Here is a 25,104-nt window from a genome sequence, read left to right on the forward strand (position 1 = left end):
GACGTTGGTGTTCGCAAGCTATCACGGAGCGCGACCGCATGACCACCAAGGCCGACGACCGCCCGGTCATCCTGTGGTTCCGTCAGGACCTGCGCCTGGCGGACAATCCGGCCCTGAACTATGCGGTCAAGAGCAGTCGTCCCGTCGTGCCGGTCTATATTCTGGATCAGGGCAGCCGCGTTCGGCCGATGGGCGCGGCCTCGCTGTGGTGGCTGGACAAATCCCTGCGCGCGCTGGCGGAATCGCTGAAATCGCATGGAGCCGAGCTGATCCTGCGGCGCGGCGACAGCGAATCGGAACTGCGTCGCCTGATCAAGGAGACCGGGGCCGAGGCGGTTTACATGAATCGCCTGTTCGAGCCCGAGGCCTTCGCCCGCGACGCCGATATCGCCCACAGCCTTCAGGCCGACGGCATCGAGTGCAAGGGCTATAACGGGACCTTGCTGACCACGCCCGGCAAGGTGCTGAACGGCTCGGGCCAGCCGTACAAGGTCTTCACGCCGTTCATGAAGGCGTTGCTGGCGGAGGCGACGCCCCCTGCCCATGTGGCGGTCCCACGTCAGGTCGAGGGTGTGGCTGGCGTCGTCTCTGAAGATATCGACGCCTGGGGCCTGCATCCCACGCGCCCGGACTGGTCCAAGGGCTTCACGGGCACGCCGGGCGAGGCGGGGGCAAAGGCTGCATTGGCCGCCTTCCTCGAGACCGCCGCCAAGACCTACAGCCGCGACCGCGACCTGCCCGGCAAGGCAGGGACCAGCCGCCTCTCGCCCCACCTGCATTTCGGCGAAATCAGTCCGTGGCGGGTCGTGGAGACCGCGAGGGACAGCAAGGCCGCGGGCAAGGAGGCCGAAAAATTCATCTCGGAGATCGTCTGGCGCGAGTTCTCGGCCCATCTGCTGGCCGCCTTCCCGCAGATCACGACCGAGGCCTTCCGCCCGGAATACGACGCCATGCCGTGGCGCAAGGATGCGAAGGGACTGAAAGCCTGGCAGACCGGCCAGACCGGCTATCCCATCGTGGATGCCGGCATGCGGGAGCTGTGGGCCACCGGCATCATGCACAACCGCGTGCGCATGATCGTGGCATCCTTTTTGATCAAGCATCTGCTGATCGACTGGCGCGAGGGCGAGGCCTGGTTCTGGGACACACTGGTCGATGCCGATCTGGCCTCCAACGTCCAGAACTGGCAGTGGGTCGCGGGGTCAGGCGCGGACGCCGCCCCCTATTTCCGCATCTTCAACCCGATCACCCAGGGCGAGAAATTCGACGCCGACGGGACTTATGTGCGGCGCTGGGTGCCGGAGGTGCGCCGCGTGCCGGACAAATGGCTGCATTTGCCCTGGATGGCCCCACCCGAGCTGCTGCGCGATATCGGCCTCAGGCTCGGCCACGACTATCCGCGTCCGATCATCGACCACGCCGAAGGTCGGGCCCGCGCCCTGGCAGCCCTCAAGACTGTATCCAATAAGGACGACCCGGAGCCCTAATCGATCGGGACCGCACCCAGCATGGTCCTGCACGCCTCCGCCTCGGCCAGTAGAGCCTTGCGCTTGTCCGCGCCGAACTTTTCCAGCGTGCGATGGGGCATGGCCAGCCGAACATTGTCGCGCAGGCGCTTTTGGTTACGCTCCAGAAACCCCCAGTAGAGGCGATTGAACGGGCAGGCCCCCTCGCCGGCCTTGGCCTTCACGTCGTAGCGGCACGGGCCGCAGTAATCGCTCATCCGGTCGATGTAGGCTCCCGACGCCGCATAGGGCTTGGACCCCACGATGCCGCCGTCCGCAAAGGTCGCCATGCCGCGGGTGTTGGGCATCTCTACCCATTCATAGGCGTCGGCATAGACGGTCATGTACCAGTCATCGACCGCGTCCGGATGCACCCCCAGCAGCATGGCCAGATTGCCGGTGACCATCAGCCGCTGGATATGGTGGGCATAGGCATTGTCGCGCGAGGTGGCGACGACGTCGGCCACACAGGCCATGTCGGTTTCGCCGGACCAGTAGAACCACGGCAGTTGGCGATCCGCGTCCAGGAAGTTGCGCTTTCGATAGTCCGGCACCTTCAGCCAGTAGACCCCGCGTATGAACTCTCGCCAGCCCAGGATCTGTCGGATGAAGCCCTCTACCGCATTCAGCGGGGCCTTGCCCGCCCGGTAAACCGCCTCCGCCCGCCGACACACTTCCAAGGGATCGACCAGTCCCAGGTTGATCGAGGTGGAAATCAGGCCGTGCCACATCCAGGGTTCGCCTTCGGCCATTGCGTCCTGCCAGTCTCCGAACGAGGGCAGGATGTGCTTGAGAAAGTCCGCGACCACAGCCTCCGCCTGTTCTGCCGTCGTGGGCCAGCCGAAATCGTCCAGAGTGCCGAAGTGATCGGGAAACAGCCGCGCCACGTCCGCGATCGCACCCTTGGCCACCGCGTCCGGTCTGGTGCGCAGCCGCTTGGGCGGTCGCACGCCCTTCGTCAGCTTCTTGCGGTTCTCGGCGTCATAGTTCCACTGGCCACCCTCGGGAGCCTTGCCGTTCATCAGGAGGCCGGTCTCGCGCCGCATCTCGCGATAGAAGAACTCCATCCGCAGGGACGACTTGCCCGAGGCCCAACGGCGGAAGCGGTCGTGCGAGCAGATAAAGCGTCGGTCCTCGCGCACCTCGACCGGCACCTTGGCGGTTTCGGCGAAGGCCGCCAGTGCCTGCGCCAACCGCCATTCCCCGCATTCTGTCATGGCGACAGCCTCGAAGGGCTGATCGTCCAAGGCGCGATCCAGCTCGGCCGTGATCGAATGCGTGTTGGCCGGGTCGTCGATCCGGACGTAGCGCACAGTCACACCCCTATCCTCCAGCCGCGAGGCGAAACTGCGCATGGCGGCAAAGATCAGGGCGATCTTCTGCTTGTGATGCTTCACATAGGTCGCCTCGTCCCGGACCTCGGCCATCAGGACCACGTCGCGCGAGGCATCCAGCCCTTCCAGTGCCGACAACCCGTCCGAAAGCTGATCGCCCAAGACCAGCCGCAACGTGCCCCTGCCTGCCCCGGTATCGGCTGTGCTAGTCTGGCCCAATGACCTCTCCCCTGATGTCCACGACCGAACTCGCCGCGCGGATGAACGATCCCGATCTTCGCATCGTCGACGGCTCCTGGCATCTGGATGGGCGCGACGCCCGAGCCGATTTCGAGGCCGCCCGCATTCCCGGCGCGGTCTTCTTCGATCTGGACGCCATCTCAGACCATACCAGCGACCTGCCGCACATGCTGCCGACTGCCGCAGCCTTCGCCGAGGCCGCCGGCGCGCTCGGCATCGCCAAAACGGACACCATCGTCGTTTACGACAGCCTCGGCCTGTTCTCCGCCGCTAGGGTCTGGTGGACGTTTTGGGTGATGGGCGCAAACAGGGTCTTGGTGCTCGACGGCGGTCTGCCCGCTTGGCGAGACGAGGGCCGTCCCGTCGAGTCCGGACCACGCGCTGCGCCGCCGCCGGCCACCTTCCACGCCACCTTCGACAGTGACGCCGTCGCCGATGTGCCCACCGTCATGGCGGCCCTGACCGGCGACGCCCAGGTCGTTGATGCCCGCCCCGCGGCCCGATTTGCGGGCCAGACGCCGGAACCGCGTCCCGGCCTGCGCGCCGGTCACATGCCGGGCGCAATCAGTCTGCCGATGAAGGCAGTCCTCGACGACACCGGTCGCCTGAAGCGGGGCGAGGCTCTGACCGAGACGTTCCAGCACGCAGGGGTGGACCTGGAGCGCCCCATCGTCACGACCTGCGGCTCCGGCGTCACGGCGGCCGTCCTCAGCCTGGCCTTGGCGGAACTCGGCAGCGACAGCCGCCTGTATGACGGCTCCTGGGCCGAATGGGGTGCCCGGTCGGACACCCCGGTTCAGACCGACTAGATCAGGTCGCGGGCGCGACAGGCACTTCGTCTTCCGCCACGACCGGCACATCGTCCTCGCCGCGCGAGACGACGGTCGCCAGAACGAGGTCGCCTGTGACGTTCAGGGTGGTGCGGCACATATCCAGGAAGCGGTCGACGCCCAGGATCAGGCCGATGCCCTCCGCGGGTACGCCGACCATGACCAGGATCATCGCCACGACCGGCAGGGAGCCCGCCGGCACACCCGCCGTCCCGATACCGCCCAGGATGCAGACCAGCATGACCACGACCTGCTGGGTCAGCGACAGCTCGATCTGGAAGAACTGCGCCAGGAACAGCACCGTCACGCCTTCGAACAGCGCCGTGCCGTTCTGGTTAGCGGTGGCCCCGACGGTCAGGACAAAGCGGGCGATCTTGCGCGGCAGATTCAGCTGTTCATCCGCCGCCTTCAGCGCGACAGGCAGGGTCGCGTTGGACGATGCGGTCGAGAAGGCCACGACCATCGGCTCGCGGATGCCGCGGAAGAAGGCCAGCGGCGAGCGCCGTGCCCCGATCCAGACGACCAGTGGATAGACCACGAACATATGGATCAGCATGGCGCCGACGGCGACGGCGACGAAGGCCGCCAGCTTGACCAGAAGATCCCAGCCGAACAGCGCTGCCAGGTTGAACATCAAACAGGCGATCGCATAGGGGGCCAGTTTGATGACCATGTTGATCAGCTTCATAGTGACCTCGAGGATGCCCTCGATCACGGTCTGAAGTCGGTCGGTGGCCGGGCTCTTGGCCATGACCAGGCCGATGCCGAAGAACAGTGCGAAGATCATCACCGGCAGGATCTGGTTCTCAGACGCCGCCGTGAAGACGTTCGACGGGATCAGGTCCAGGAAGAACTGACCGAACTGCACCGTCTCCGGTGCCTTCTCGGTGATGGCCGTGGCCCCCTCACGTCCCTGCTCCAGAAGACTGGCCGCCAGAAGGGGGTCCACACCGGCACCCGGCTGGAAGATGTTGACCATGGCCAGGCCGATCACGACGGCGATGCTGGACACCACGACGGTCAGGCCCAGGGTCTTCCAGCCGGCGCGACCAAGAGACTTCAGATCGCCCATCTCTGCGACGCCGACCACCAGGGCCGAAAAGAGCAGCGGGATCACCAGCATGAACAGCAGGCGCAGGAAGATCTGCCCGGCGGGCCCGGTGATGTTGGAGGTGACCCACACCACCCACGGCGCTTCCGCTCCGGCCAGCACGTGGACAGCCATGCCGCCGCCCAGTCCCACGACAAAGCCGATCAGCATCAGCCAGTGCAGCGGCAAACCGCCCTTCTTGGTGTCGTCCATGCGTCCCCCGGCCCGTTGATCGGGCGCTGTCATCGAATGGGCAGGGCGTAGATCAGGCCGCCCGGCCGCGCGTTCCATTGTGCGTTAAGCCCCCGCTCCAGGTCGAGCGGAGAATCGGGGCCGATATTCCGGGCGAAGATTTCGCCATAGTTGCCCTGCGCCTTGATCGCGCGCCGCGCCCAGTCGTTGGACAGGCCCAGCATAGACCCGAGCTCGCCCTCGACGCCCAGCAGACGGCGAATGCGCGGGTCGGATGCCTCCTCGACCTGAGCGTCGACATTCTCGGACGTCACGCCCAGTTCCTCGGCCGCGATCAGCGCATTCAGGGTCCAGCGTACGACGGAGGTCCAGGCCTCATCTCCCCGCTTCACCGCCGGGCCCAGCGGTTCCTTGGAGATGACATCGGGCAGGATCATGTGCTGATCCGGACTGGCCAGCGTGGTCCGTGCCGCCGCCAGCGCCGAAATGTCGGCGCTCAGGGCGTCGCATTCCTCGCGACCGTATGCGGCAGCGGCGGCCTCGGCGCTGACCGCCTCGACCTTGCGATACTCCAGGCCTCGCGCCCGGAACCAATCGGCGACATTGCCCTCGGATGTCGACGCGCGCTGAACGCAGACACGTGCGGTGTTCAACTCCTGCGCGCTGGTCAGGTTCAGGGCCCGACGCACCATGAAGCCCTGACCGTCGTAATAGTTGATGCCGGCGAAGCGCACCCCCTCCTGCGCCTCTCTCGACAGGGTCCAGGACGTTTCGCGCCACAGGACGTCGGCCCGCCCGCTGCGCAGGGCTTCGAACCGCTGAGCATTGGACACCGGCACGAACCGCACGGCGTTCGCGTCCCCCAATACGGCCGCCGCCAGGGCCCGACAGAAATCGACGTCAAAGCCCCGCCACTGGCCGCGATTGTCCGTATAGGCGAACCCGACGAGCCCCTCATGGACGCCGCAGTTCAATCGACCCCGGGCCTTGATCGCGGCAAGCGTCGGACTGGCAAAATCGGGCGCAACCGTGCTGGTTTCAGTCACAGGGGCTGTCTCGTCAGCCTTGTCACGATTGCCGATCAGGTCGCAGCTGCCCAGGGCCAGCGACAGCGTCAGAACTGCACAGGTAACTGCTGCCTTCCCTGCCTTCGCTGATCGCATCGCCGCCTCGCCGTCGTCGCTACTCTACCCCGCGCCTTTAGAACCGTTCGCGCCAGCGGGATCAACCGACAGGCGGCAATTACTCTTCAGGTTCCAGCATGCTCTGACCCGGCGCGAGGCCAAGTTTGTCGGTCCGGGTGCGCTGCATGAGATAGCATTCGCAGGCCGCGCCCTCGAGGCGGCGACGGTTTTCGACTCTCAATGCACCGCGCGCGTAGGAGATGGCCCCCTGCCGTTTCAACTCGGCGGCACCTGCGGACACGGTCGTACGCTGGACGCCCAGCATCACCGACATCTCTTCCTGCGTCAGGTCCAGGGCCTCGCGCCCCGTGCGGTCGCAAAGCGTCAAGATCCATCGCGCCAGGCGAGACGTGCTGTCGTGGATCGCATTGCAGGCGGCGTTCTGAGCCCCTTGGGACTGGTTGTCGTGGGTCAGCAGCATCAGCCGTTTAAGAAGACGCGGGCTCTCGACCACCTGTTTGCGCAGGGCGGCGGCCGACAAGGCGATGACCGTGTCGCCTTCGCGCACCGTCACACGCCAGGCGCATGGCGCTTCGGCGAGGAAGGCCGCCAGACCCGAAACGCCTTCCGAACCCACGGTGGATATTTCGACCACACGCCCGTCGCTGAAGGCCATGACGTTGGACAGTTCGGTGGCGATTGGGAAATGCACTTCGCGAACCCGGGTATCCTGCTCGATCAGAATCTGGTCCTTCTCGACCGTCATGCGGCGCAAGTGGGGTTCGAGCGCGATCTGGTCGGCCTCGTCTATCGATTCCAGCAGACCATTGCCGCTGTGCTCTGCGCTCAGTCCGCTGGCCATGTCGATTCAGGATCCCCCAGCGTCACGGTTTCATGACGCGATACGCGCTACACCTCTTGTGCCCGACTTGCTACAACTCTGTGGCGACCGCTTCTATCCGGTAGAAGACAGTACCGTCTTCGCGCGCGACTGTGACTCCGAACGAGCCGCCCTTGATCAGGTTGGATGCATGGCCGGGGAGCAGTTCCGACAGACTGGCGACAGCGCTCGCGCAGGCCGCTGCGTCATTCGGAAGCGTTTCGCCTTCGGCGTCCACCGGAGTTCTGTCTGCAGTCGTGTCGAAATAGTAGCGCGGCATGGACGCAGAAGCCGTCGGTGCGCCCGTTTGTTCCGCAATCGACTGAAATGGCGCGCCCAGCAGGACTCGAACCTGCAACATCCCGCTTAGAAGGCGGGTGCTCTATCCGGTTGAGCTATGGGCGCTCTTGCGGCTCAACTAGCGCAAAGCGCGGTAGCCGCAAAAGAAAACGCGGCTCGCGTAGCGAAACGCCGCGCGCCGCGCGTCATCCGCCCTGCAATCAGTGCGTCCAGGGCTGTTTGCGGAAGGTGGCGAAGTTGTCGGCATAGGCCTTGATGATGACCGGCGGCTCCTGCGGCTCGTGCAGACGGAACGGGATCCCGTGCCGCTCGGCATAGGCGACGGCCTCTTCGGCCGTGTCGAATGTCAGCCGCACCTGCCCGTTCATGTCGTCCGAGCTGGTCCAGCCCATCAGCGGATCGATGGTCCGCGCGGACGCCGGTTCAAACTCCAGTCGCCAGTTCAGGGTCTTGGCCTTGCCGGACTGCATGGCCGTCTTGGCGGGACGATAAATGCGGGCGAGCATGATGTCGGTCTCGTCGCTGGCGGATATCCGCGGCTCAAGCAGCGAGCGCCCGCGGCGCGAGCGGTAGCCGCCAAACAAATGGTCGGAGTGAGAGGATTCGAACCTCCGACCCTCTGGTCCCAAACCAGATGCGCTACCAGGCTGCGCTACACTCCGGCGGCGGGATTTGACACACTCGGGCCTGCGCCGCAACGCAGCAAATCGCTTATTCGGCAAAGAAGGGGTGGCGGACCCGGTCCCCGGCCTTGGCCCCGATCTCGGCGGCGCGCCCGCCGCGCAGCTCCAGCACGCCACTGGCTGGGCCGTTCGAGGGAAGAATTTCGTCGCTGTTCGGTTGGGCGTTCCTGGCGATCGAGACGATTACGCCGCGCGGATCGATATAGATGATATCCAGCGAACTTGGCGTATTGTGCATCCAGAAGCCACGCTCCGCGACATCCGGGAACTGGAACAGCATGCCACGGTCGTCGGCCAGCGGCGGGCGCTCCATCATGCCGCGCTGACGTTCGGCATCATCGTCGGCGATCTCGACCATGAAGCGGTGCTCGCCGGTCGAGGTCACGACCGTCAGCGGCTCAAGCGGGTTGCCCTGTGCATCCTTGGGCGTTCCTGCGCCCGCACAACCGGCCAACAGGGTCAGGCCGACAACACCCGCGGCCAGACCGCTCAGAAATCCACGACGATTCGACATAGACTCACACCCTCATGGGGCGGTCCCGATCAACCGCCCGGTCTGATTTCCGCAACCACCAGGCCCTTTGGCCCGTCGGCAAACCGCACGGCGACCGCCTCGCCCGGCAACAGATCATCCAGGCCGCAACGCCGCAAGGTCTCGACGTGCACGAAAATATCGCCGGGCTCATTATTTCGCACCACGAAGCCGTAACCCTTGGTGCGGTTGAACCACTTGACCACGGCCGACTCCAGGCCAGCGGCATCAGCATCGGCCAGCGTCAGCGCGTCGGGGTGATTGCGCAGGCTATCGTAGGCGGAACGGCGCACGGGCTCTGACGGTGCCTCCGTCTGCGCCAGTTCGTGGACCTCGGTGACCTGCCAGCCCTTGGGCCGACGCACACAGTCGCAGACGATGGCCGCTCCCTCGCCCGCAGTGTCGTGGCCCTTGTCTCGTAAGCTGGTCACGTGCAGCAGGACGTCACGCTCGTCCGTTAAGCCCGGATCATCGGGCACGATGAAACCGTACCCCTTGCCCGGATCGAACCACTTCACATGACCGGTGACGCGAACAAGCGCCCCCGTACCCGTCTCAACGCCCGCGTAGTCAGACACAGCCACCCCTCCGTCCGCTTAACCTTACGGACGGATTCCGTTTAACACGGTTCTGTGAACACTGGAAAAGAGAAAAAACGCGCTCAGGCCCCGCAACGGGCGTATTTGTTGCCTTCCGACACGTCACCAAGGCTTCAAGGCGCACAGGCGTTCCAGCATGACACCACGCCGTCGCGCAACCAAGTCGCACATGACCTCTATCCGACCAAGCCGGCTCTGAACTTTGCGATTTCAGGAAATGGAATGCCCCGCGCTGGCAGTCCCTAGGGGAGTCGAACCCCTCTCTTCAGGTTGAAAACCTGACGTCCTAACCGATAGACGAAGGGACCGCTGCGCGGGGAAGCGGCGATATAGCCGCCGATTTTCGGGGATGCAAGCGCCGAGGAGCGATTAATTCATCCGCGGATCGGCCACATCCTCGATCTCGAACTGCACACCCTTGCGACCATTCCAGTCGTCCGCCTTCAGACGACCGACGACGCTCAATCCGCCCTGTCCCGACAGCAGGGCCTGGCCTGTGGGCAGGTCGGCACAGCGCCAGGCGATGGCCTTGACCGAGGCCCCGTCGGCCCCGACCAGCCGGCACCGGACATGACCCCCGGTCATCGCCACGGCATCTCGGGCGCTGACATGCGACATCGCGAACAGGGGTTCCGGATTGGCCGGACCGAAGGGGGCCAGCAGCTCGAACTGTTCGAACAGGCTGCGCGTCGCGGCACCCGGCTCGATCAGGGCATCGATCTCGACCCCGTCCAGAGCCTCGGCCTCCGCTTGTTCGCCTGCCATCCGCTGGTTCAGGAAATCGCGCAGACGACCGATCTCTTCGACCCGTACGGTCAGCCCCGCCGCCATCGCATGGCCACCGCCAGCGAGCAGCACGCCCTCGTTCCAGGCGGCCTGGATCGCCTTGCCCAGATTCATGCCCGGCTGAGACCGGCCCGAGCCCTTGCCGATGCCGTTGATGGCATCGACGCCGATCACCACGACGGGCTTGCGCCAGCGCTCGCGCAACCGACCGGCGACGATCCCCACGACGCCCGGGTGCCAGTCGGCGCCCTCCATCACCACCACGGCGGACCCATCCTCATGCGCGCCCGTCGCCTCGACCCGGCGCGTCGCCTCCTCGGTCACCAGTCGCTCGACCTCGCGCCGCTCGATGTTCAGGGCGTTCAGTTCGGCTGCCAGCGACGCAGCCTCGGCTTCGTCGTCGGTCGATAGCAGCCGCGCCCCCAGGTCGGACTTGCCGATGCGCCCGCCCGCATTGATCCGGGGCCCCAGGATGAAGCCCGCGTGATTGGACTTGGCTGGCCCCGGCTCGGCGCCTGCAGTCGCCAGAAGCGCTCGCAGACCCGGATTGGTCCAGTCCGACATGACCCGCAGACCCAGGCTGGTCAGGGCCCGGTTGAAGCCGGTCAGGCCCGTCACATCGCAGATCGCACCCATGGCCGCCAGATCCAGCCACTGGCGGATGTCCGGCTCCTTGCGATCGACAAACAGACCCCTGCCCCGCCCCTCGCGGTTCAGCGCGGCCAGAAGCACGAACACCACGCCCGCCGCCGCCAGATTGCCCTGGCCCGAGACACAGCCCGGCCGGTTCGGATTGACCACGGCGGCACAGACGGGCGGCTGCTCTCGCATCATGTGGTGGTCGACGACCACGACCTTCAGCCCGATGGCCGACGCGTGGGCCACTGCCTCATTGGCCGCCGCGCCACAGTCCACGGTGATGACCAGGTCGGCCCCAACCGCCTTCAGCGTGTCAAACGCCTTGGCACTCGGCCCATAGCCCTCGGTCAAACGGTCGGGCACATAGATCGGCAGGTCCGCGCCCAGCGCCCGAAACCAGCGGACCAGCAAGGCCGCGCTGGATGCGCCATCGACGTCATAGTCGGCGAAGACATGGATGGACTGACCGGCCTGCAGGGCATCGACGATGGTCCGGGCCGCGACGTCCATGTCCATGAAGCTGGACGGATCGGGAAACAGCGCCTTCAGCGTGGGATTCAGGAAGTTCGCGCCCTGGTCCGCCTGCACGCCGCGCGAGGCCAGTGCCCGTGCCAGCGGCTCGTCCAGCCCCAGCGCCTGCATGTGCGCGCGGATCAGACCGGCCTCGGCCGGGCGCTGCCGCCAGGCCCGACCCGACAGCGAGCGGGAGATGCCCAGAAACGCAGGCTGGCCCGCGCCGTCGGCCATCAGAGCGGGCGGATCGTGCGGATACGCTGGACCGTGCGGGTCGAGGAATCCATCACCAGGGTGTGAGTCGAGACGAAGCCGTCCCTGACCTGCACCCCGTCCAGCATCGCGCCCTTGGTCACGCCGGTCGCCGCGAAGATGGCGTCCTTGGAGACCAGCTCATGCAGATCGTATTTCCGGTCGAAGTCGGTCACGCCCGTGCGATTGGCCCGTGCCCGCTCCTCGTCATTGCGGAAAATCAGTCGTCCCTGAAAATGGCCGCCGACGCACTTCAGGGCGGATGCCGCCAGCACGCCTTCGGGTGCGCCGCCGGAGCCCAAGTACAGGTCGATGCCCGTTTCCGGCTCGGCCGTGTGGATCACGCCCGCCACGTCGCCGTCGGTGATCAGCATGACTTTGGCCCCGACCTCGCGCAGGGCGGCGATCAGCTCGGCATGGCGCGGCCGGTCCATGACGCAGACAGTGATGTCTTCCGGGCGCACGCCCTTGGCCGAGGCCAGCGAGCGGACGTTGTCACCCGGTGTCATGTCCAGATCGACCGTTCCGGGCGTATAGCCGGGGCCGATGGCGATCTTGTCCATATAGGTGTCGGGCGCATGCAGCATGCCGCCGCCCGGCGACATCGACAGCACCGTCAGGGCGTTGGCCATGGCCTTGGCCGTCAGGGTGGTGCCCTCCAGCGGGTCCAGCGCGATGTCGATGGCCGCGCCTTTGCCGGTGCCGACCTTCTCGCCGATATAAAGCATGGGGGCTTCGTCACGCTCGCCCTCACCGATCACGATCTTGCCGTCGATATCCAGGGCGTTCAGGGCCGTGCGCATCGCGTCGACCGCCAGTTGGTCGGCGTGCTTTTCATCGCCGCGCCCGATCTGGGCCCAGGACGCGATGGCGGCCAGTTCGGTCACGCGCGCCGCATCGGCAGCCAGCGTGGAAGCATAGGGGGCCTGATCGGCCATGGGCGTATCTCCTGAAAGGTATGATCGCCGGATTCTCCGATCCGGGCGAGCGCGTCGGTCAGGCCGCTACTGGCGGCGGGTCACAGGTGGCGGTGCACGACCGCGTTCGCGGGCACGGCGCAGATATTCGTCGATCTCGGCCTGGGTCTGCTGGGTCACCGGCGCGAGGGCTGTGGCCGCGACCCGTGCCCGCAGCGCCTCTGCAAACGCCGCCGGATCGTCGGTCAGGGTCCAGTCGATGCGCGCCACTTCGCCCGCCAGGGCACCGCGCGTGACCCTCAGCGTATTGACCTCGGCGGCGATGGCCGTGGGCGTCGGGGCTGGTTCGGTGGACTTCGGAAAGTCGGTCCAACGCGGATATTCGCGATTCGCATCGACCAGGGCCTGAACCCGCGCCGCGACCGGCGAGGTCTCGTCCGTGCGCGGGTTGAAGGAGGACGCACAGGCCGTCAGCGCCGAGGCGCAGACCGCCAGGAGCAGGACGCTGCCGATTTTCTGGATCAATGCGTTCATTTCAGGTGCGCTCATATGCCATGATTGCGACAGGCGGAAGGGCGGGCACATGTCTCTCGCACGACGCGACGATCTCAGGGAGCCCGACCATGGCCAAGTCTCCGTCCTCGCCGCCGCCGTCGGTCGTGCCGCCCGGCCCTCGCAAGTCCGGTCGCCCCACCTCGGTCAAGCCGCCTCGTCCCCGGGCGAAAGCGGCTCCGGGCGTCGAACCTGCGGCTCCCCCTGTTGTCGAGAACACCGGTGCTGAACACGCCTCGAAGCCACCCCAGCCGCCGGAGACGGCAGCGCCGCCCTTCCCCTTCGCCGACGTCGGCGCCGAACAGCGACAGATGATCGAGACCCTGTCTCTGAACCTGGCCCGCGCGGCCATGACGGCCCAGACCGCCATCGCCGAGGCTGCACTGTCGCAAGCTGACCGCCCTGCCGCCCTGTCGCCCGATCCCTTCAACGTCGGGCCTGCGATGAACAGTGTGATGACCAGCCTGGCCTCGCGCCCGGACCGGCTGTTCGCCGCCCAGGCCGATCTGTTCAACCGTTACATGGACCTGTGGGCCACCACCACACGTCGTGCGGCGGGAGAGGAAGCGCCTCAGCCGTCGAAGGACAAGCGGTTCAAGGACCCGGCCTGGTCGGAAAATCCGATGTTCGACATGATGCGCCAGTCCTATCTGGTCACGGCCGACTGGATGAACGGGCTGGTGTCCAGCGTCGAGGATGTCGATCCCCTGACGAAGCGGCGGGCCGAGTTCTTCACCAAGCTGCTGACCGACGCCTTTTCGCCGTCGAACTTCCTCGCGTCCAACCCCGCAGCCTTGAAGGCCCTGGCCGAGACCAACGGCGAATCGCTGGTGCGGGGCATGCAGAATTTCGCCGCCGACATGGAGCGCGGGGCCGGCAAGCTGAAGATCAGCCAGGCCGACTATGGCCGGTTCGTCGTCGGCGAGAACGTCGCCACCGCGCCGGGTCAGGTCGTCTGGCGCGACGAGCTGTTCGAACTGATCCAGTACGACGCCGCGACCGAGAAACAGCGGGCCATTCCCTTGCTGATCTTCCCGCCGTGGATCAACAAATTCTACATCATGGATCTGCAGCCGGAGAACTCGCTGATCCGCTGGCTGTCGGCCCAGGGGTTCACCGTCTTCGTCTGCTCCTGGGTCAATCCGGACGTGGACAAGGCCGACTTCGGCTTCGACGACTATCTGGAAAAGGGCATCTATCGCGCCGTCGCCAAGGTGCTCGAACAGTCGGGGTCCAAGCGTCTGAACACCGTCGGCTACTGCATCGGCGGCACCCTGCTGGGCGCAGCCTTGGCGCATATGGCCGAAAAGGGCGTCCAACCCGTCGCTTCGACCACTTTTTTTGCGGCCCAGCATGACTTCGCCGAGGCGGGCGACCTGTTGCTGTTCACCGACGAGCACTGGCTGGCCCAGATCGAGGAACAGATGGATGCCGCTGGCGGCGTCCTGCCCGGTGCGGCCATGGCCGACACCTTCAATGCTCTGCGGGCCAACGACCTGATCTGGTCGTTCTTCGTGTCCAACTATCTGATGGGCAAGTCGCCGGCGGCCTTCGACCTGCTGTTCTGGAACGCCGACCAGACCCGCATGCCCAAGAAGCTGCACATGGACTATCTGCGCTCCATGTACGGCCAGAACCTGCTGTCACAGGGCAAGTTCACCATCGGCGGGATCAAGGTCGACCTGTCGAAGGTGACCATCCCGCTGTATTTCCAGGCCAGCCGCGAGGATCACATCGCGCCGATGAACTCGGTCTATCGCTCGGCTCGCGCGTTTTCGAACGCCGACGTGACCCTGACCTTGGCAGGATCGGGGCATATCGCGGGGGTCATCAATCCGCCCAGCGCCAACAAATACCAGCACTGGACGAACCCGGCTCTGCCCGCCACCCTGGCCGAATGGCAGGCGGGGGCGAAGGAGCATCCCGGCAGCTGGTGGAACCACTGGGCGGGGTGGCTGCATGACAAGTCGGGCGACTGGGTCGCCGCACGCGACCCCAAATCCGGCCCACTTTCGCCGATAGAACCGGCACCTGGCTCCTATGTGAAGGTCAAGAGTTGACGCGTATCGAACCGAACCTGCTGCTGGCCTTTGCGACCGGCATCCCGCTTCTGCTCCTGACGATGACGGCAACCGTCTATGGCGAGCCGGGGCCGGTCTGGCTGAACCCGGCGCTGGCGGTGCTGTACACCGTCATCTTCGTGGGTCTGAACAAGCCGCTGTCCAAGCTGATGAAGCTGAATGCCGACCGCCCGCCGATGATCAGTCCGCTGGCCCCGACCTCGGCGATCTGGGCGGGTATTTTCCCGACCATCGTGACGGTCATGGCGGTCGTGCCCTTCTTCGTCCGTGGCTTTAACTACGGGCTGATGGTCGTGATCGGCTCCATCCTGTTCGGCATCACCATCCAGTCGGCCCTGACAGCCCGGGACCAGGGCTGACACGTCAGGCCGGAACGAACTTCAGCGCCACGCCGTTGTTGCAATAGCGCTTGCCCGTCGGGCGCGGGCCGTCGTCGAACACATGGCCCTGATGCCCCAGGCAGCGGGCGCAGTGATATTCCACGCGGGGAATGCCGATCGCATAGTCGGTCTTGGTCCCGATATTGGCGGCGATGACGTCGTAGAAGCTGGGCCAGCCCGTGCGGCTGTCATACTTCCACTGCGACCGGAACAGCGGCAGGTCGCAGCCGCGACAGACGAAGGTCCCGCGCCGGCTCTCGTTATTCAGGGGGCTCGAGCCCGGCCGCTCGGTCGCTTCGTGCCGCAGGACGTCGTAGGCGGCACGCGGCAGGCGCTGTCGCCACTGCGCATCCGTCACGCGGCGAAAGGGCGAGTTGGCGTATTGGCGGGTCGAAGCGTCCGCCGTCTCGGGCGCACAGCCGCTCAAGGCGACCGCACCGGCGGTCAGGAACAAGGTTCGACGGCTCAGGATCTGGGTCATGACGTGATATACGTCGGCAGGACCGCAGAGGTTTCAAGAGCGCATGTTCCTTCTCCCCTTGCGGGAGAAGGTGGCAGCCGAAGGCTGACGGATGAGGGGTCGCACCAGCCTACGGTGATCTCTCACTCCATCGGGTTCGGCGGCCATTCTTCACCGCTACGTCAACCCCTCATCCGACCTCACTTCGTTCGGCCACCTTCTCCCGCAAGGGGAGAAGGGTCACGAAAGCCACGCCCCTTCGTCCAGCCCCAGCATCAGGTTCAGGTTCTGCACCGCTGCGCCCGACGCTCCCTTGCCCAGATTGTCCAGCAGCGCCACCAGCCGCGCCTGCCCGCCCGACCGGTCGCCGAACACATGCAGCCGCATCCGGTTGGTGCCGTTCAGGCCCTTGGGATCGAGGCCCGTCATCGCCTCGGTCGTTTCCAGCTCTGCCACCTCGACGAACCGCTGGCCGTCGTAGGCTTCGGCCAGGGCACCGTGGATGCGCTCGATGGACGGCGTCTCGGGCAGGGCCGACAGGTGCAGCGGCACCTCCACCAGCATGCCCTGGCGATAGTTCCCCACGGCGGGTGCGAACAGCACGTCGCGCGACAGGCCCGTGTGCCGCGTCATCTCAGGCACATGCTTGTGTTTCAGCGACAGGCCATAGGCGCGGAAGGCCTCTGCCCCTCCCGCCTCGAACTCCGCGATCATCGCCTTGCCGCCACCGGAATAGCCCGACACCGCATTGACCGTGACCGGCCAGTCGGCGGGCACCAGCTTCGCCCGCACCAGCGGCGCGATCAGGCCGATGAAGCCGGTCGGATAGCAGCCCGGATTGGACACCCGTGTCGCCCCCGCGATCCGCTCCCGCTGACCCGGCTGCATCTCCGCAAAGCCATAAATCCAGGCCGGATCGACCCGATAGGCCGTGGAGGCGTCGATCACCCGCACCGCCGGGTTGTCGATCATGGCCACCGCCTCCTTCGCCGCCTCGTCGGGCAGGCACAGGATCACCGCATCGGCCGCATTCAGCGCCTCACGCCGCGCCTCGACCTCGCGCCGCCGGTCGCCCAGCAGGATCAGCTCGAGATCAGCGCGTGCCTCCAGCCGCTCGCGGATTTCAAGCCCCGTGGTCCCGGCCTCGCCGTCGATGAATATGGTGTGGGTCATTGACGACTCCCGATCCCTTTCCCGACGGGAGAAGGATGAAAAGAAAAAGGCGCTCCAGGTTTCCCCGGAGCGCCTTTGTAATCCCACTCGCGGGTGCGAGTTAGCGCTTCGAGAACTGGAAGGACTTGCGGGCCTTGGCGCGGCCGTACTTCTTGCGCTCGACCACGCGGCTGTCGCGGGTCAGGAAGCCGTGCGGCTTCAGGACCGGGCGCAGGGCCGGCTCATAGTGGGTCAGGGCGTGCGACAGGCCGTGGCGGATGGCGCCGGCCTGGCCGGACAGGCCCGAGCCCTCGACCGTGCAGACGACGTCGAACTCGGTCTCGCGACCGCAGACGACCAGCGGCTGGGCGATCATCATGCGCAGGATTTCGCGGGCGAAATACTGCATCTGATCCTTGCCGTTGACCGTGATCTTGCCGGTGCCGGGCTTGACCCAGACGCGGGCGATCGCGTTCTTGCGCTTGCCGGTCGAATAGGCGCGACCCTGGGCGTCCAGCTTCTGCTCGTAGACGGGGTGCTCTTCGCCCGCGCCGGGGGTCTGCATGCTCTTCAGAGCGTCAAAGCCTTGCCCAGTGGTCTGGGGGGCGGTTTCGACGGCGGCTTCAGTGTTGGTGACGTCGGTCATGCTCAGACGCTCCGGGTGTTCTTGGTCGAGGCCGACTTGAAGTCGATCGTCTCGGGCTTCTGGGCTTCGTGGTCGTGGGTCGAACCGGCGAACAGGCGCAGGTGCGTCATCTGCTTGCGAGCCAGCGGGCTCTCCTTGGGCAGCATGCGCTCGACGGCCTTTTCAAGGACGCGCTCGGGGAAACGGCCGTTCAGGACCTTTTCCGGCGTCGTCTGCTTGACGCCGCCCGGGTGACCGGTGTGGCGGTAGTAGATTTTGTCGGTGTTCTTCTTGCCGGTGAACACCACCTTGTCGACGTTGGTGACGACAACATAGTCGCCGCAATCGACGTGGGGGGTGTAGTCGCCGCGGTGCTTGCCGCGCAGACGGTTGGCGATAAACGTCGCGAGACGGCCCACCACGACGCCTTCGGCATCGATGTGGATCCACTTCTTCTCGACGTCGGCCGGCTTCAGCGAAGCCGTAGTGCTCTTCAGCATGACGTGGGTTTCCCGGGAAGGCGATACGAGGCCCCTCCCCGCCAGATGGCCGGAAGAAGCGGAAGGCGCGCTTACTAGGGGACGCGACGGGTCAGGTCAATGGCGAGTTTGAGCGCCAATCCGCGCCAAGCCACTGATCGATAACGACAAATCAAATACGGTATTAAAATACCGCAGCAGTTCGTAGCGTCAGAGCCCCAGCTTGGCCTTCAGGATGTCGTTCACCGCCGCCGGATTGGCCTTGCCGCCCGTCGCCTTCATTACCTGACCGACGAACCAGCCCAGGGCCTGGGGCTTCTCGGCGACCGCTGCGGCCTTGTCGGGGTTGGCGGCGATGATGTCGTCGATGGCCTTTTCGATCGCGCCGGTGTCGGTGACCTGTTTGAGGCCGTGCTTCTCGACGACCTCGGACGGCGAGCCCTCGCCGTTCCAGACGTGGTCGAAGACCTCCTTGGCGATCTTCGACGAGATGACGTTGGTCTCGATCAGTTCGACCAGCTCGGCGACATGGGCGGCGGGCAGAGGATTGTCGCTGAAGTCACGGCCGTCGGCGGCGAGACGCGCGGAAACCTCATTGGTCACCCAGTTGGACACCAGCTTCGCATCCCTGCCTTTGGCGGCGGCTTCGAAATAGTCGGCCTTGGCCTGTTCCGAGATCAGCACCACGGCGTCATATTGCGACAGGCCATAGTCGGCCATCAGGCGACGGCGCTTGGCGTCCGGCAGTTCGGGCAGGTCGGCCTTGATGCCGTCGATCCAGGCCTGCTCCAGCTCCAGCGGCAGCAGGTCGGGGTCGGGGAAGTAGCGATAGTCCATCGCCTCTTCCTTGGAGCGCATCGAGCGGGTCTCACCGGCGGTCGGATCATAGAGGCGGGTCTCCTGATCGACCTTGCCGCCGTCCTCCAGGATCTCGATCTGGCGCCGGGCCTCGTAGTTGATGGCCTGCGAAATGAAGCGGAACGAGTTGACGTTCTTGATCTCGCAGCGCGTGCCCAGATGGCTGAAGTCGCCGGTTTCCTTGAAGCGGGCATAGCCGCCCTCACGGCAGACGGACACGTTCACGTCGGCGCGCAGATTGCCCTTCTCCATGTCGCCGTCGCAGGTACCTAGATAGATCAGGATGGTGCGGATCTTCTTGACATAGGCGACCGCCTCTTCCGGCGAACGGATGTCGGGGCGGGAGACGATCTCCATCAGGGCCGTGCCTGCGCGGTTCAGATCGACATAGCTCTCGGTTGGCGACAGGTCGTGGATCAGCTTGCCGGCGTCCTGCTCCAGATGCAGCCGTTCGATGCCGACGTTGAAGAAGCTGCCGTCCTCGGCCTCCACCTCGACGACGCCCTCGCCGACGATCGGGAAATACAGCTGGCTGATCTGATAGCCGGTCGGCAGGTCGGGGTAGAAATAGTTCTTGCGGTCGAACTGGCTGCGTTTGTTGATCTGCGCATTGAGGCCCAGGCCGGTGCGGACGGCCTGCTCGACGCAGTGTTTGTTCAGGGTCGGTAGCATGCCGGGAAAGCCCGCATCGACCAGCGACACCTGCTCGTTCGGCCCCGCGCCAAAGCCAACGGCGGCGCCAGAGAACAGCTTGGCCTTCGACGCCACCTGGGCGTGGATCTCCAGCCCCATGACGATTTCCCAAGAGCCAGTGCGGCCCTGGATGAGTTTGTCAGTCACGCTCACCACCACTTCTCCGGCTTGGCCACAAACCCTGCCGCGTCTTCCAGCGCGCTCGCCACCTGGAACACCGTCGCCTCGTCCAGCGCCTTGCCGATGACCTGGAGGCCCAGCGGCAGGCCGCCGCTGTCCAGACCGGCAGGCACGGAGATGCCCGGCAGGCCAGCTAGGTTGGCGGTCACGGTGAAGATGTCGTTCAGATACATCTGCAGCGGATCGATCTGCTTGTCGCCCAGCGCAAAGGCCGCCGACGGCGTCGATGGGGTGACGATGGCGTCGACCTTGTCCCACACATTGTCGAAGTCCTCGGCGATGCGGCGGCGGACCTTCAGGGCACGGACGTAATAGGCGTCGTAGAAGCCGGCCGACAGCACATAGGCCCCGATTGTCAGGCGGCGCTGGACCTCCTTGCCGAAGCCCTCGGCGCGGCTGGTCTCGTACAGATCCGTCAGGCTGCTCGTGCCCTCGGCGCGGTGGCCGAAACGCATGCCGTCATAGCGGGCCAGGTTGGACGACGCCTCGGCCGGGGCGATGATGTAATAGGCCGGCAAGGCGTATTTGGTGTGTGGCAGGCTGATCGGCACGATCTCGCAGCCCGCGGCCTTCAGCCAGGCGATGCCCTGATCCCACAGGGCCTGGATCTCGGCCGGCATGCCGTCGACGACATATTCAGCGGGTACGCCGATGCGCAGCCCCTTGACCGATTTGCCCAGAGACTGGGTCCAGTCGGGCGTTTCGATGTCCAGGCTGGTCGCGTCCTTGGCGTCGAACGAGCACATGGAGCGCAGCAGGATGGCGGCGTCCTCGACCGTCTTGGTGATCGGCCCGGCCTGATCCAGCGAACTGGCGAAGGCGACCATGCCGAAACGGCTGGCGCGGCCGTAGGTGGGCTTTATCCCGACCGTGCCGGTAAAGGCGGCCGGCTGGCGAATCGAGCCGCCGGTGTCGGATGCCGTGGCGGCCAGGCACAGGTCGCCCGCGACCGCCGAGGCCGAACCGCCGGAAGAGCCACCCGGCGTCAGTTCGGCATTGGAGGTCTTCGACTTCCACGGATTCTTCACCGGACCGAAGGCCGAGGTTTCGTTGGACGAGCCCATGGCGAACTCGTCCATGTTCAGCTTGCCAAGCATGACCGCGCCGTCGGCCCACAGGTTGGCCGTGACGGTCGATTCATACGGCGGCACGAAGCCGCGCAGCATGTTTGAGCCGGCGGTCGTCTGGACGCCCTGGGTGCAGAACAGGTCCTTGATGCCCAGCGGCGCGCCTTCCAGCGCGCCGCCCTCCCCCTTGGCCAGGCGAGCATCGGAGGCTCGTGCCATCTCCAGCGCCTTGTCCGTGGTCTGGACCACGAAGGCGTTCAGCGTCGGATTGGCGGCGTCGATGTTGGCGACGAAGGCGCGGGTGATTTCCTCGGAGGAAAAGTCGCGGGCCTTGAGGCCGTCGAGGGCAGCCTTGAGGGTCAATTTGGTTAGGTCGGACATACTATTCGACCACCTTGGGCACGACGAAGAAGCCGTCGGCGGACCGCGGCGCATTGGACAGGACAGCCTCGACCTTGCCGCCATCGGTGACGACGTCGTCGCGCAGGCGCATGGCCTGGGCCACGTTGGAGGTCATGGGCTCGACGCCGTCGATGTCGACCTCGTCCAGTTGCTCGATCCAGGCCAGGATGCCGTTCAGCTCCTTGGCCAGCGGCTCCAGCCGGTCTTCAGGGGTCTTGATGCGGGCGAGGTGGGCGACCTTGCGCACCGTCGCGGCGTCGATGGCCATGCGGCCCTCCAGAAACAGTTCCAAGCGGGCGGGATTAGCGGCCCCGACTGGATTTCACAAGGATTCAGACGCCGCAACGGCTTTGACAGCGGGGCCGTGTGCGCCTACCGCCGCGCGGTGAGTGAAATGACCCTCGACGCCCTGTCCGCATCGACCCCGCCTGGAACCGCCTGGCTGGGGCTGGATCTGGGCGAAAAGACCATCGGTGTGGCCGTGTCCGACACCAGCCGCATGATCGCCAGCCCGCTGTCGCTGATCCGCAAGGTCAAGTTCACCCAGGATGCGGAGGCCCTGTTCAAGATCATGAACGGACGCAGCGTGTCGGGACTGGTCATCGGCCTGCCGCTGAACATGGACGGGACCGAAGGGCCACGCGCCCAGTCGTGCCGGGCCTTTGCGCGCAATCTGCAAAGGCTGCGAGCCGTTCCTTACGCCTTCCAGGACGAGCGGCTGTCGACCAGTGCGGTGGAGCGGTTCCTGATCGAGGACCTGGATCTGAACCGCAAGCGGCGGGCCGATGTCGTGGATCGCACGGCCGCCGCCTGGATCTTGCAGGGCGCGCTGGACCGGTTGCGCGCTTCCCCTCCCGCCTGACTGGCCCTATAGCCCGGCCTCGATGAGACAGCCCGACGCCCTCACCGATCTGATTCGCGAACGGCTGATGCCGTTTCCGAAGGCCCATTTCCTCGCCGCAGGCGACCTCAATGCGGCGACTGCCCCTGCCCTGCTGGATCTGGCCGACGCCTTCGTCGATCTGAACCGGTCGAACGCCAAGGGTCTGGACCTGATGCGGGGTCGCACGGTGGTGAACCTGTTCTTCGAGAACTCGACCCGGACCAGCGCCTCGTTCGAGATCGCGGCCAAGCGGCTGGGGGCGGACGTCACGGCGCTTTCGCCCAAGACATCCTCCGTGGCCAAGGGCGAGACCCTGATCGATACGGCGGCGACGCTGAACGCCATGAAACCCGACGTGCTGGTGGTGCGCCATTCAGCCTCCGGTGCGGCGGACCTGCTGAGCCAGAAGGTCGGTTGCGCGGTCGTCAATGCGGGCGACGGTCGACACGAGCATCCGACCCAGGCGTTGCTGGACCTGCTGAGCCTGCGCCGCGCGTTTGGCGATGTCGGGGGTCTGACGGTCGCCATCTGCGGCGACATTGCCCACAGCCGCGTGGCGCGGTCGAACGTGGCCCTGCTGTCGATGATGGGGGCGCGAGTGCGGCTGATCGGGCCGCCGACGCTGGTGCCCGGCGATGCCGACCGCTGGGGTTGCGAGGTGTTCCACGACATGAAGTACGGCCTGCAAGGCTGCGACGTCGTGATGATGCTGCGTCTCCAGCTGGAGCGGATGGAGGGCGCCCTCGTGCCCTCAACCCGCGAATATTTCCGGTTCTGGGGCCTGGACCGCGAGAAGCTGGCCTGGGCCAAGCCGGGGGCGAAGGTCATGCATCCTGGGCCGATGAACAGGGGCGTGGAGATCGATTCCGACGTCGCCGACGACCTGTCGGTGTCCCTGATCCAGGATCAGGTCGAGATGGGCGTGGCGGCGCGCATGGCAGTGCTCGCGGCCTTATCGGTGCGGCTGGATGGAGCGGCGGCATGACAGCCTCAACGCCCACGGCCTTGGCCATACTGAATGCCCGCCTGATAGACCCGGCGTCGGACTATGACGGCCCCGGGGCGGTGCTGGTCGAGGACGGACGGATCGTCGAGGTGATCCGGGGCACTCATGCGGTCGCGCCCGCCGGTATCAAGGTCATCGACGCCGACGGCCGCTGCCTGGCTCCTGGCCTGATCGACATTCGGGTCAAGACGGGCGAGCCGGGCGCAGAGCCCAAGGAGACGCTGAAATCGGCGGCGCAATCGGCGGCGGCCGGCGGCGTCACCACCATCGTCATCCAGCCCGACACCGACCCGGCGCTGGACGATCCGGCAATGATCGACTTCATCCAGCGGCGGGGGGCCGCGCTGGGGCTGGTAAACGTGCGGGCGGCGGGGGCGGCCACCCGGACATGCGACGGCCAGCGTATGGCCGAGATCGGTCTGATGGACGAAGCCGGCGCTCTGTACTTCACGGACGTCGACCGCGTGATCTTCAACACCCGCACCCTGCAGCGGGTCATGAGCTATGCCGCCACTTTCAATGCCCTGATCTCCTGCCGCCCAACCGATCCATGGCTGTCCGAAGGGGCTGTGGCGACCAGTGGCGAACTGGCCACCCGGCTAGGCCTTTCGTCGGTGCCCGCCATCGCCGAACGCATCCAGTTGGAGCGGGACCTCGCCCTGGTCGAACAGACCGGCGCTCGTTTCCTGGTGGACCAGATTTCGACCGGGGGCGCGCTGGAAACCCTGGCCCGTGCGCGCGCCAAGGGGCTGGAGATCGCCGCCTCGGTGTCGGTGAACCACCTCTGCTTCAACGAGATCGACATCGGCGACTACCGCACCTTCTATCGGCTGGACCCGCCGCTGCGCAGCGAGGCCGACCGAAAGGCCCTGATCGAGGCGGTGCGCGAAGGCCTGATCGACGTCATCACCTCCGCCCACGCCCCTGCCCCCGCCGAGGACAAGCGCCGTCCCTTCAGCGAGGCGACGCCCGGAGCCATCGGCCTGGAGACTTTGTTGCCCGCCGTCCTGACCCTGCACCACGAAGCCGGGCTAGATCTGCTCGACATATTGCGTCCCGTGACACATGGCCCGGCCAGCCTGCTGGGTCTCGAGGCCGGACGACTGGCCGAGGGCACGCCCGCCGACCTCATCCTGTTCGACGCCAACGCCCCAGTCGTCATCGACGCGGTCACGCTGAAATCCAAATCCAAGAACTCGCCGTTCGATGGGCGCCGCCTGCAAGGCAAGGTCTTGCTCACCATCGTCGGTGGCCGCATCGTCCACGGCGAAGAATGAAGTCTGTGTCCAGGACAGCGTGGTGGTTGGTCGGCATCTGGTTTGCCGTAGCCGCACTGACATTGCTGGCCAGCGATTGGCTGACGGAGATCAATATCTTTCTCGCCATTGTCGCTGTCCCACTCGTGGGTCTTGGCGGATTGGTTGTAATGGCTGCGCTGGCCTTTTCGGGTGAGGGAAAGGCCGTGGGCGCACTGATCGTCGCAGCGCTCGTTCTCGTGCTGCTGCCCCTTCCGAGCTGGGGCGGTCGCCTGTGGTTCTTCATCAGCTTCAACCAGCATCGCCAGGCCTATGATGCCATAGTGGCCGAGGCCGACAGACTGCCCAGAGATGGAACCCGTCATGGCGTCTCCTATCGCATCGAATCCGGGCCGCCGATCAGGGTCGCCTTTCCCCAGCCGGTCGGCATCGCAGACAACTGGGGTGCAGTCATTCACGACCCTTCGGACGGCGTGGCCACGGCGAAAGGCTGGGGCGAAACGAATGGTGACTACACTATTCGCCCGGATTTGCAGGAACTTTGGGGCGGCGACATCGTGAGCTGTTCGCGAATCACCGGCCACTACTATCGCTGCTGGTTCACCTGAGACATG

At 65.8% G+C, this 25,104-nt stretch carries 26 protein-coding genes and 3 tRNA genes; 8 read left to right on the plus strand and 21 right to left on the minus strand.

Annotated elements, in window-relative coordinates:
• Positions 1-38: 38 nt before the first annotated feature.
• A complete protein-coding gene (locus JHC81_RS00575; RefSeq protein ID WP_292169432.1) occupies positions 39-1,487 on the plus strand; it encodes a deoxyribodipyrimidine photo-lyase in 1,449 nt (482 codons plus the stop codon).
• Here JHC81_RS00575 and JHC81_RS00580 read toward each other — a convergent pair.
• Entirely contained in the window at positions 1,484-3,058 is a 1,575-nt protein-coding gene (locus JHC81_RS00580) for a cryptochrome/photolyase family protein (protein ID WP_292169434.1), read from the minus strand. The genes JHC81_RS00575 and JHC81_RS00580 overlap by 4 nt on opposite strands.
• Here JHC81_RS00580 and sseA point away from each other — a divergent pair.
• Positions 3,058-3,888, plus strand: a complete 831-nt coding sequence (gene sseA / locus JHC81_RS00585; RefSeq protein ID WP_292169436.1) for a 3-mercaptopyruvate sulfurtransferase — start codon at positions 3,058-3,060, stop codon at positions 3,886-3,888. The genes JHC81_RS00580 and sseA overlap by 1 nt on opposite strands.
• Position 3,889: 1 nt before the next feature.
• Here the strand turns inward: sseA and JHC81_RS00590 are convergent, their stop codons facing one another.
• The 13 genes from JHC81_RS00590 to JHC81_RS00650 all read right to left on the minus strand — a co-directional run bounded on the left by JHC81_RS00590 (position 3,890) and on the right by JHC81_RS00650 (position 12,950).
• Positions 3,890-5,212 carry a dicarboxylate/amino acid:cation symporter gene (locus JHC81_RS00590; protein ID WP_292169438.1) on the minus strand — a complete coding sequence of 441 codons (1,323 nt, stop codon included), beginning with the start codon at positions 5,210-5,212 and terminating at the stop codon, positions 3,890-3,892.
• Positions 5,213-5,241: 29 nt separating this feature from the next.
• A complete protein-coding gene (locus JHC81_RS00595; protein WP_292169440.1) occupies positions 5,242-6,354 on the minus strand; it encodes an amino acid ABC transporter substrate-binding protein in 1,113 nt (370 codons plus the stop codon).
• A gap of 79 nt (positions 6,355-6,433) precedes the next feature.
• Positions 6,434-7,177, minus strand: a complete 744-nt coding sequence (locus JHC81_RS00600) for a Crp/Fnr family transcriptional regulator (protein ID WP_292169442.1) — start codon at positions 7,175-7,177, stop codon at positions 6,434-6,436.
• Positions 7,178-7,247: 70 nt separating this feature from the next.
• Positions 7,248-7,475, minus strand: coding sequence for a hypothetical protein (locus JHC81_RS00605; RefSeq protein ID WP_292169443.1), 228 nt, complete (start codon positions 7,473-7,475; stop codon positions 7,248-7,250).
• Positions 7,476-7,523: 48 nt separating this feature from the next.
• Positions 7,524-7,600: transfer RNA gene (locus JHC81_RS00610), tRNA-Arg, on the minus strand.
• A 95-nt stretch (positions 7,601-7,695) separates the two neighbouring features.
• A complete protein-coding gene (locus tag JHC81_RS00615; RefSeq protein ID WP_292169444.1) occupies positions 7,696-8,001 on the minus strand; it encodes an ETC complex I subunit in 306 nt (101 codons plus the stop codon).
• Positions 8,002-8,080: 79 nt separating this feature from the next.
• Positions 8,081-8,157: transfer RNA gene (locus JHC81_RS00620), tRNA-Pro, on the minus strand.
• Between the two features lie 49 nt (positions 8,158-8,206).
• Positions 8,207-8,692 (minus strand): DUF192 domain-containing protein, encoded by a 486-nt coding sequence (locus JHC81_RS00625; protein ID WP_292169445.1) that lies wholly within the window; start codon positions 8,690-8,692, stop codon positions 8,207-8,209.
• Between the two features lie 29 nt (positions 8,693-8,721).
• Positions 8,722-9,288, minus strand: a complete 567-nt coding sequence (locus JHC81_RS00630) for a cold shock protein (protein ID WP_292169446.1) — start codon at positions 9,286-9,288, stop codon at positions 8,722-8,724.
• A 254-nt stretch (positions 9,289-9,542) separates the two neighbouring features.
• Positions 9,543-9,617 (minus strand) — tRNA-Glu (locus JHC81_RS00635).
• Positions 9,618-9,678: 61 nt separating this feature from the next.
• On the minus strand, positions 9,679-11,481 hold the full coding sequence (recJ, locus tag JHC81_RS00640) for a single-stranded-DNA-specific exonuclease RecJ (RefSeq protein ID WP_292169447.1): 1,803 nt from the start codon (positions 11,479-11,481) through the stop codon (positions 9,679-9,681).
• Positions 11,481-12,437, minus strand: coding sequence for a class II fructose-bisphosphatase (gene glpX / locus JHC81_RS00645; protein ID WP_292169449.1), 957 nt, complete (start codon positions 12,435-12,437; stop codon positions 11,481-11,483). Before glpX ends, recJ begins: the two co-directional genes overlap by 1 nt.
• A gap of 66 nt (positions 12,438-12,503) precedes the next feature.
• Positions 12,504-12,950, minus strand: a complete 447-nt coding sequence (locus JHC81_RS00650; RefSeq protein ID WP_292169451.1) for a hypothetical protein — start codon at positions 12,948-12,950, stop codon at positions 12,504-12,506.
• Between the two features lie 89 nt (positions 12,951-13,039).
• Here JHC81_RS00650 and phaC point away from each other — a divergent pair, with 89 nt between their 5' ends.
• A complete protein-coding gene (gene phaC, locus JHC81_RS00655) occupies positions 13,040-15,028 on the plus strand; it encodes a class I poly(R)-hydroxyalkanoic acid synthase (RefSeq protein ID WP_292169454.1) in 1,989 nt (662 codons plus the stop codon).
• A complete protein-coding gene (locus tag JHC81_RS00660) occupies positions 15,025-15,408 on the plus strand; it encodes a hypothetical protein (RefSeq protein WP_292169456.1) in 384 nt (127 codons plus the stop codon). Before phaC ends, JHC81_RS00660 begins: the two co-directional genes overlap by 4 nt.
• 4 nt (positions 15,409-15,412) lie before the next feature.
• Here the strand turns inward: JHC81_RS00660 and msrB are convergent, their stop codons facing one another.
• The 7 genes from msrB to gatC form a co-directional block, all read right to left on the minus strand.
• Positions 15,413-15,910 (minus strand): peptide-methionine (R)-S-oxide reductase MsrB, encoded by a 498-nt coding sequence (msrB, locus tag JHC81_RS00665; protein ID WP_292169458.1) that lies wholly within the window; start codon positions 15,908-15,910, stop codon positions 15,413-15,415.
• Between the two features lie 219 nt (positions 15,911-16,129).
• Complete coding sequence (gene argC / locus JHC81_RS00670; protein ID WP_292169460.1) at positions 16,130-17,062, minus strand: N-acetyl-gamma-glutamyl-phosphate reductase; 933 nt, start codon at positions 17,060-17,062, stop codon at positions 16,130-16,132.
• A gap of 100 nt (positions 17,063-17,162) precedes the next feature.
• Positions 17,163-17,606, minus strand: a complete 444-nt coding sequence (rpsI, locus tag JHC81_RS00675) for a 30S ribosomal protein S9 (RefSeq protein WP_292169598.1) — start codon at positions 17,604-17,606, stop codon at positions 17,163-17,165.
• An 83-nt stretch (positions 17,607-17,689) separates the two neighbouring features.
• Positions 17,690-18,166, minus strand: coding sequence for a 50S ribosomal protein L13 (gene rplM / locus JHC81_RS00680; protein ID WP_292169462.1), 477 nt, complete (start codon positions 18,164-18,166; stop codon positions 17,690-17,692).
• A gap of 189 nt (positions 18,167-18,355) precedes the next feature.
• Positions 18,356-19,849 carry an Asp-tRNA(Asn)/Glu-tRNA(Gln) amidotransferase subunit GatB gene (gene gatB, locus JHC81_RS00685; protein ID WP_292169463.1) on the minus strand — a complete coding sequence of 498 codons (1,494 nt, stop codon included), beginning with the start codon at positions 19,847-19,849 and terminating at the stop codon, positions 18,356-18,358.
• Entirely contained in the window at positions 19,846-21,324 is a 1,479-nt protein-coding gene (gene gatA, locus JHC81_RS00690) for an Asp-tRNA(Asn)/Glu-tRNA(Gln) amidotransferase subunit GatA (RefSeq protein WP_292169465.1), read from the minus strand. Before gatA ends, gatB begins: the two co-directional genes overlap by 4 nt.
• Before the next feature lies 1 nt (position 21,325).
• Positions 21,326-21,613, minus strand: a complete 288-nt coding sequence (gatC, locus tag JHC81_RS00695) for an Asp-tRNA(Asn)/Glu-tRNA(Gln) amidotransferase subunit GatC (protein WP_292169467.1) — start codon at positions 21,611-21,613, stop codon at positions 21,326-21,328.
• Between the two features lie 126 nt (positions 21,614-21,739).
• Here gatC and ruvX point away from each other — a divergent pair, with 126 nt between their 5' ends.
• From ruvX to JHC81_RS00715, 4 genes are read left to right on the plus strand one after another with little or no spacing between them, the layout of a single operon-like run.
• Positions 21,740-22,207: a Holliday junction resolvase RuvX gene (gene ruvX / locus JHC81_RS00700; protein ID WP_292169468.1), complete on the plus strand. Its 468-nt coding sequence runs from the start codon at positions 21,740-21,742 to the stop codon at positions 22,205-22,207.
• 22 nt (positions 22,208-22,229) lie between these two features.
• Positions 22,230-23,213, plus strand: a complete 984-nt coding sequence (locus JHC81_RS00705; protein WP_292169470.1) for an aspartate carbamoyltransferase catalytic subunit — start codon at positions 22,230-22,232, stop codon at positions 23,211-23,213.
• Positions 23,210-24,511, plus strand: a complete 1,302-nt coding sequence (gene pyrC / locus JHC81_RS00710; protein WP_292169472.1) for a dihydroorotase — start codon at positions 23,210-23,212, stop codon at positions 24,509-24,511. Before JHC81_RS00705 ends, pyrC begins: the two co-directional genes overlap by 4 nt.
• A 26-nt stretch (positions 24,512-24,537) precedes the next feature.
• A complete protein-coding gene (locus JHC81_RS00715; RefSeq protein WP_292169474.1) occupies positions 24,538-25,098 on the plus strand; it encodes a hypothetical protein in 561 nt (186 codons plus the stop codon).
• Positions 25,099-25,104: the final 6 nt, after the last annotated feature.

Origin of the sequence: Brevundimonas sp., assembly GCF_016463295.1 — a bacterium.
Classification (GTDB): Bacteria; Pseudomonadota; Alphaproteobacteria; order Caulobacterales; family Caulobacteraceae; genus Brevundimonas.

Excerpts from the sequence above, each read along its gene's own strand:
- JHC81_RS00575 (WP_292169432.1), top strand. The coding sequence starts at position 39 with ATGACCACCAAGGCCGACGACCGCCCGGTCATCCTGTGGTTCCGTCAG.
- phaC (WP_292169454.1), top strand. The coding sequence starts at position 13,040 with ATGGCCAAGTCTCCGTCCTCGCCGCCGCCGTCGGTCGTGCCGCCCGGC.
- gatC (WP_292169467.1), bottom strand. The coding sequence starts at position 21,613 with ATGGCCATCGACGCCGCGACGGTGCGCAAGGTCGCCCACCTCGCCCGC.
- glpX (WP_292169449.1), bottom strand. The coding sequence starts at position 12,437 with ATGGCCGATCAGGCCCCCTATGCTTCCACGCTGGCTGCCGATGCGGCG.
- sseA (WP_292169436.1), top strand. The coding sequence starts at position 3,058 with ATGACCTCTCCCCTGATGTCCACGACCGAACTCGCCGCGCGGATGAAC.
- pyrC (WP_292169472.1), top strand. The coding sequence starts at position 23,210 with ATGACAGCCTCAACGCCCACGGCCTTGGCCATACTGAATGCCCGCCTG.
- rpsI (WP_292169598.1), bottom strand. The coding sequence starts at position 17,606 with ATGCAGACCCCCGGCGCGGGCGAAGAGCACCCCGTCTACGAGCAGAAG.
- JHC81_RS00590 (WP_292169438.1), bottom strand. The coding sequence starts at position 5,212 with ATGGACGACACCAAGAAGGGCGGTTTGCCGCTGCACTGGCTGATGCTG.
- argC (WP_292169460.1), bottom strand. The coding sequence starts at position 17,062 with ATGACCCACACCATATTCATCGACGGCGAGGCCGGGACCACGGGGCTT.
- JHC81_RS00705 (WP_292169470.1), top strand. The coding sequence starts at position 22,230 with ATGAGACAGCCCGACGCCCTCACCGATCTGATTCGCGAACGGCTGATG.
- rplM (WP_292169462.1), bottom strand. The coding sequence starts at position 18,166 with ATGCTGAAGAGCACTACGGCTTCGCTGAAGCCGGCCGACGTCGAGAAG.
- recJ (WP_292169447.1), bottom strand. The coding sequence starts at position 11,481 with ATGGCCGACGGCGCGGGCCAGCCTGCGTTTCTGGGCATCTCCCGCTCG.
- JHC81_RS00650 (WP_292169451.1), bottom strand. The coding sequence starts at position 12,950 with ATGAACGCATTGATCCAGAAAATCGGCAGCGTCCTGCTCCTGGCGGTC.
- ruvX (WP_292169468.1), top strand. The coding sequence starts at position 21,740 with ATGACCCTCGACGCCCTGTCCGCATCGACCCCGCCTGGAACCGCCTGG.
- JHC81_RS00625 (WP_292169445.1), bottom strand. The coding sequence starts at position 8,692 with ATGTCGAATCGTCGTGGATTTCTGAGCGGTCTGGCCGCGGGTGTTGTC.
- JHC81_RS00605 (WP_292169443.1), bottom strand. The coding sequence starts at position 7,475 with ATGCCGCGCTACTATTTCGACACGACTGCAGACAGAACTCCGGTGGAC.
- JHC81_RS00595 (WP_292169440.1), bottom strand. The coding sequence starts at position 6,354 with ATGCGATCAGCGAAGGCAGGGAAGGCAGCAGTTACCTGTGCAGTTCTG.
- gatA (WP_292169465.1), bottom strand. The coding sequence starts at position 21,324 with ATGTCCGACCTAACCAAATTGACCCTCAAGGCTGCCCTCGACGGCCTC.
- JHC81_RS00600 (WP_292169442.1), bottom strand. The coding sequence starts at position 7,177 with ATGGCCAGCGGACTGAGCGCAGAGCACAGCGGCAATGGTCTGCTGGAA.
- msrB (WP_292169458.1), bottom strand. The coding sequence starts at position 15,910 with ATGACCCAGATCCTGAGCCGTCGAACCTTGTTCCTGACCGCCGGTGCG.
- JHC81_RS00615 (WP_292169444.1), bottom strand. The coding sequence starts at position 8,001 with ATGCTCGCCCGCATTTATCGTCCCGCCAAGACGGCCATGCAGTCCGGC.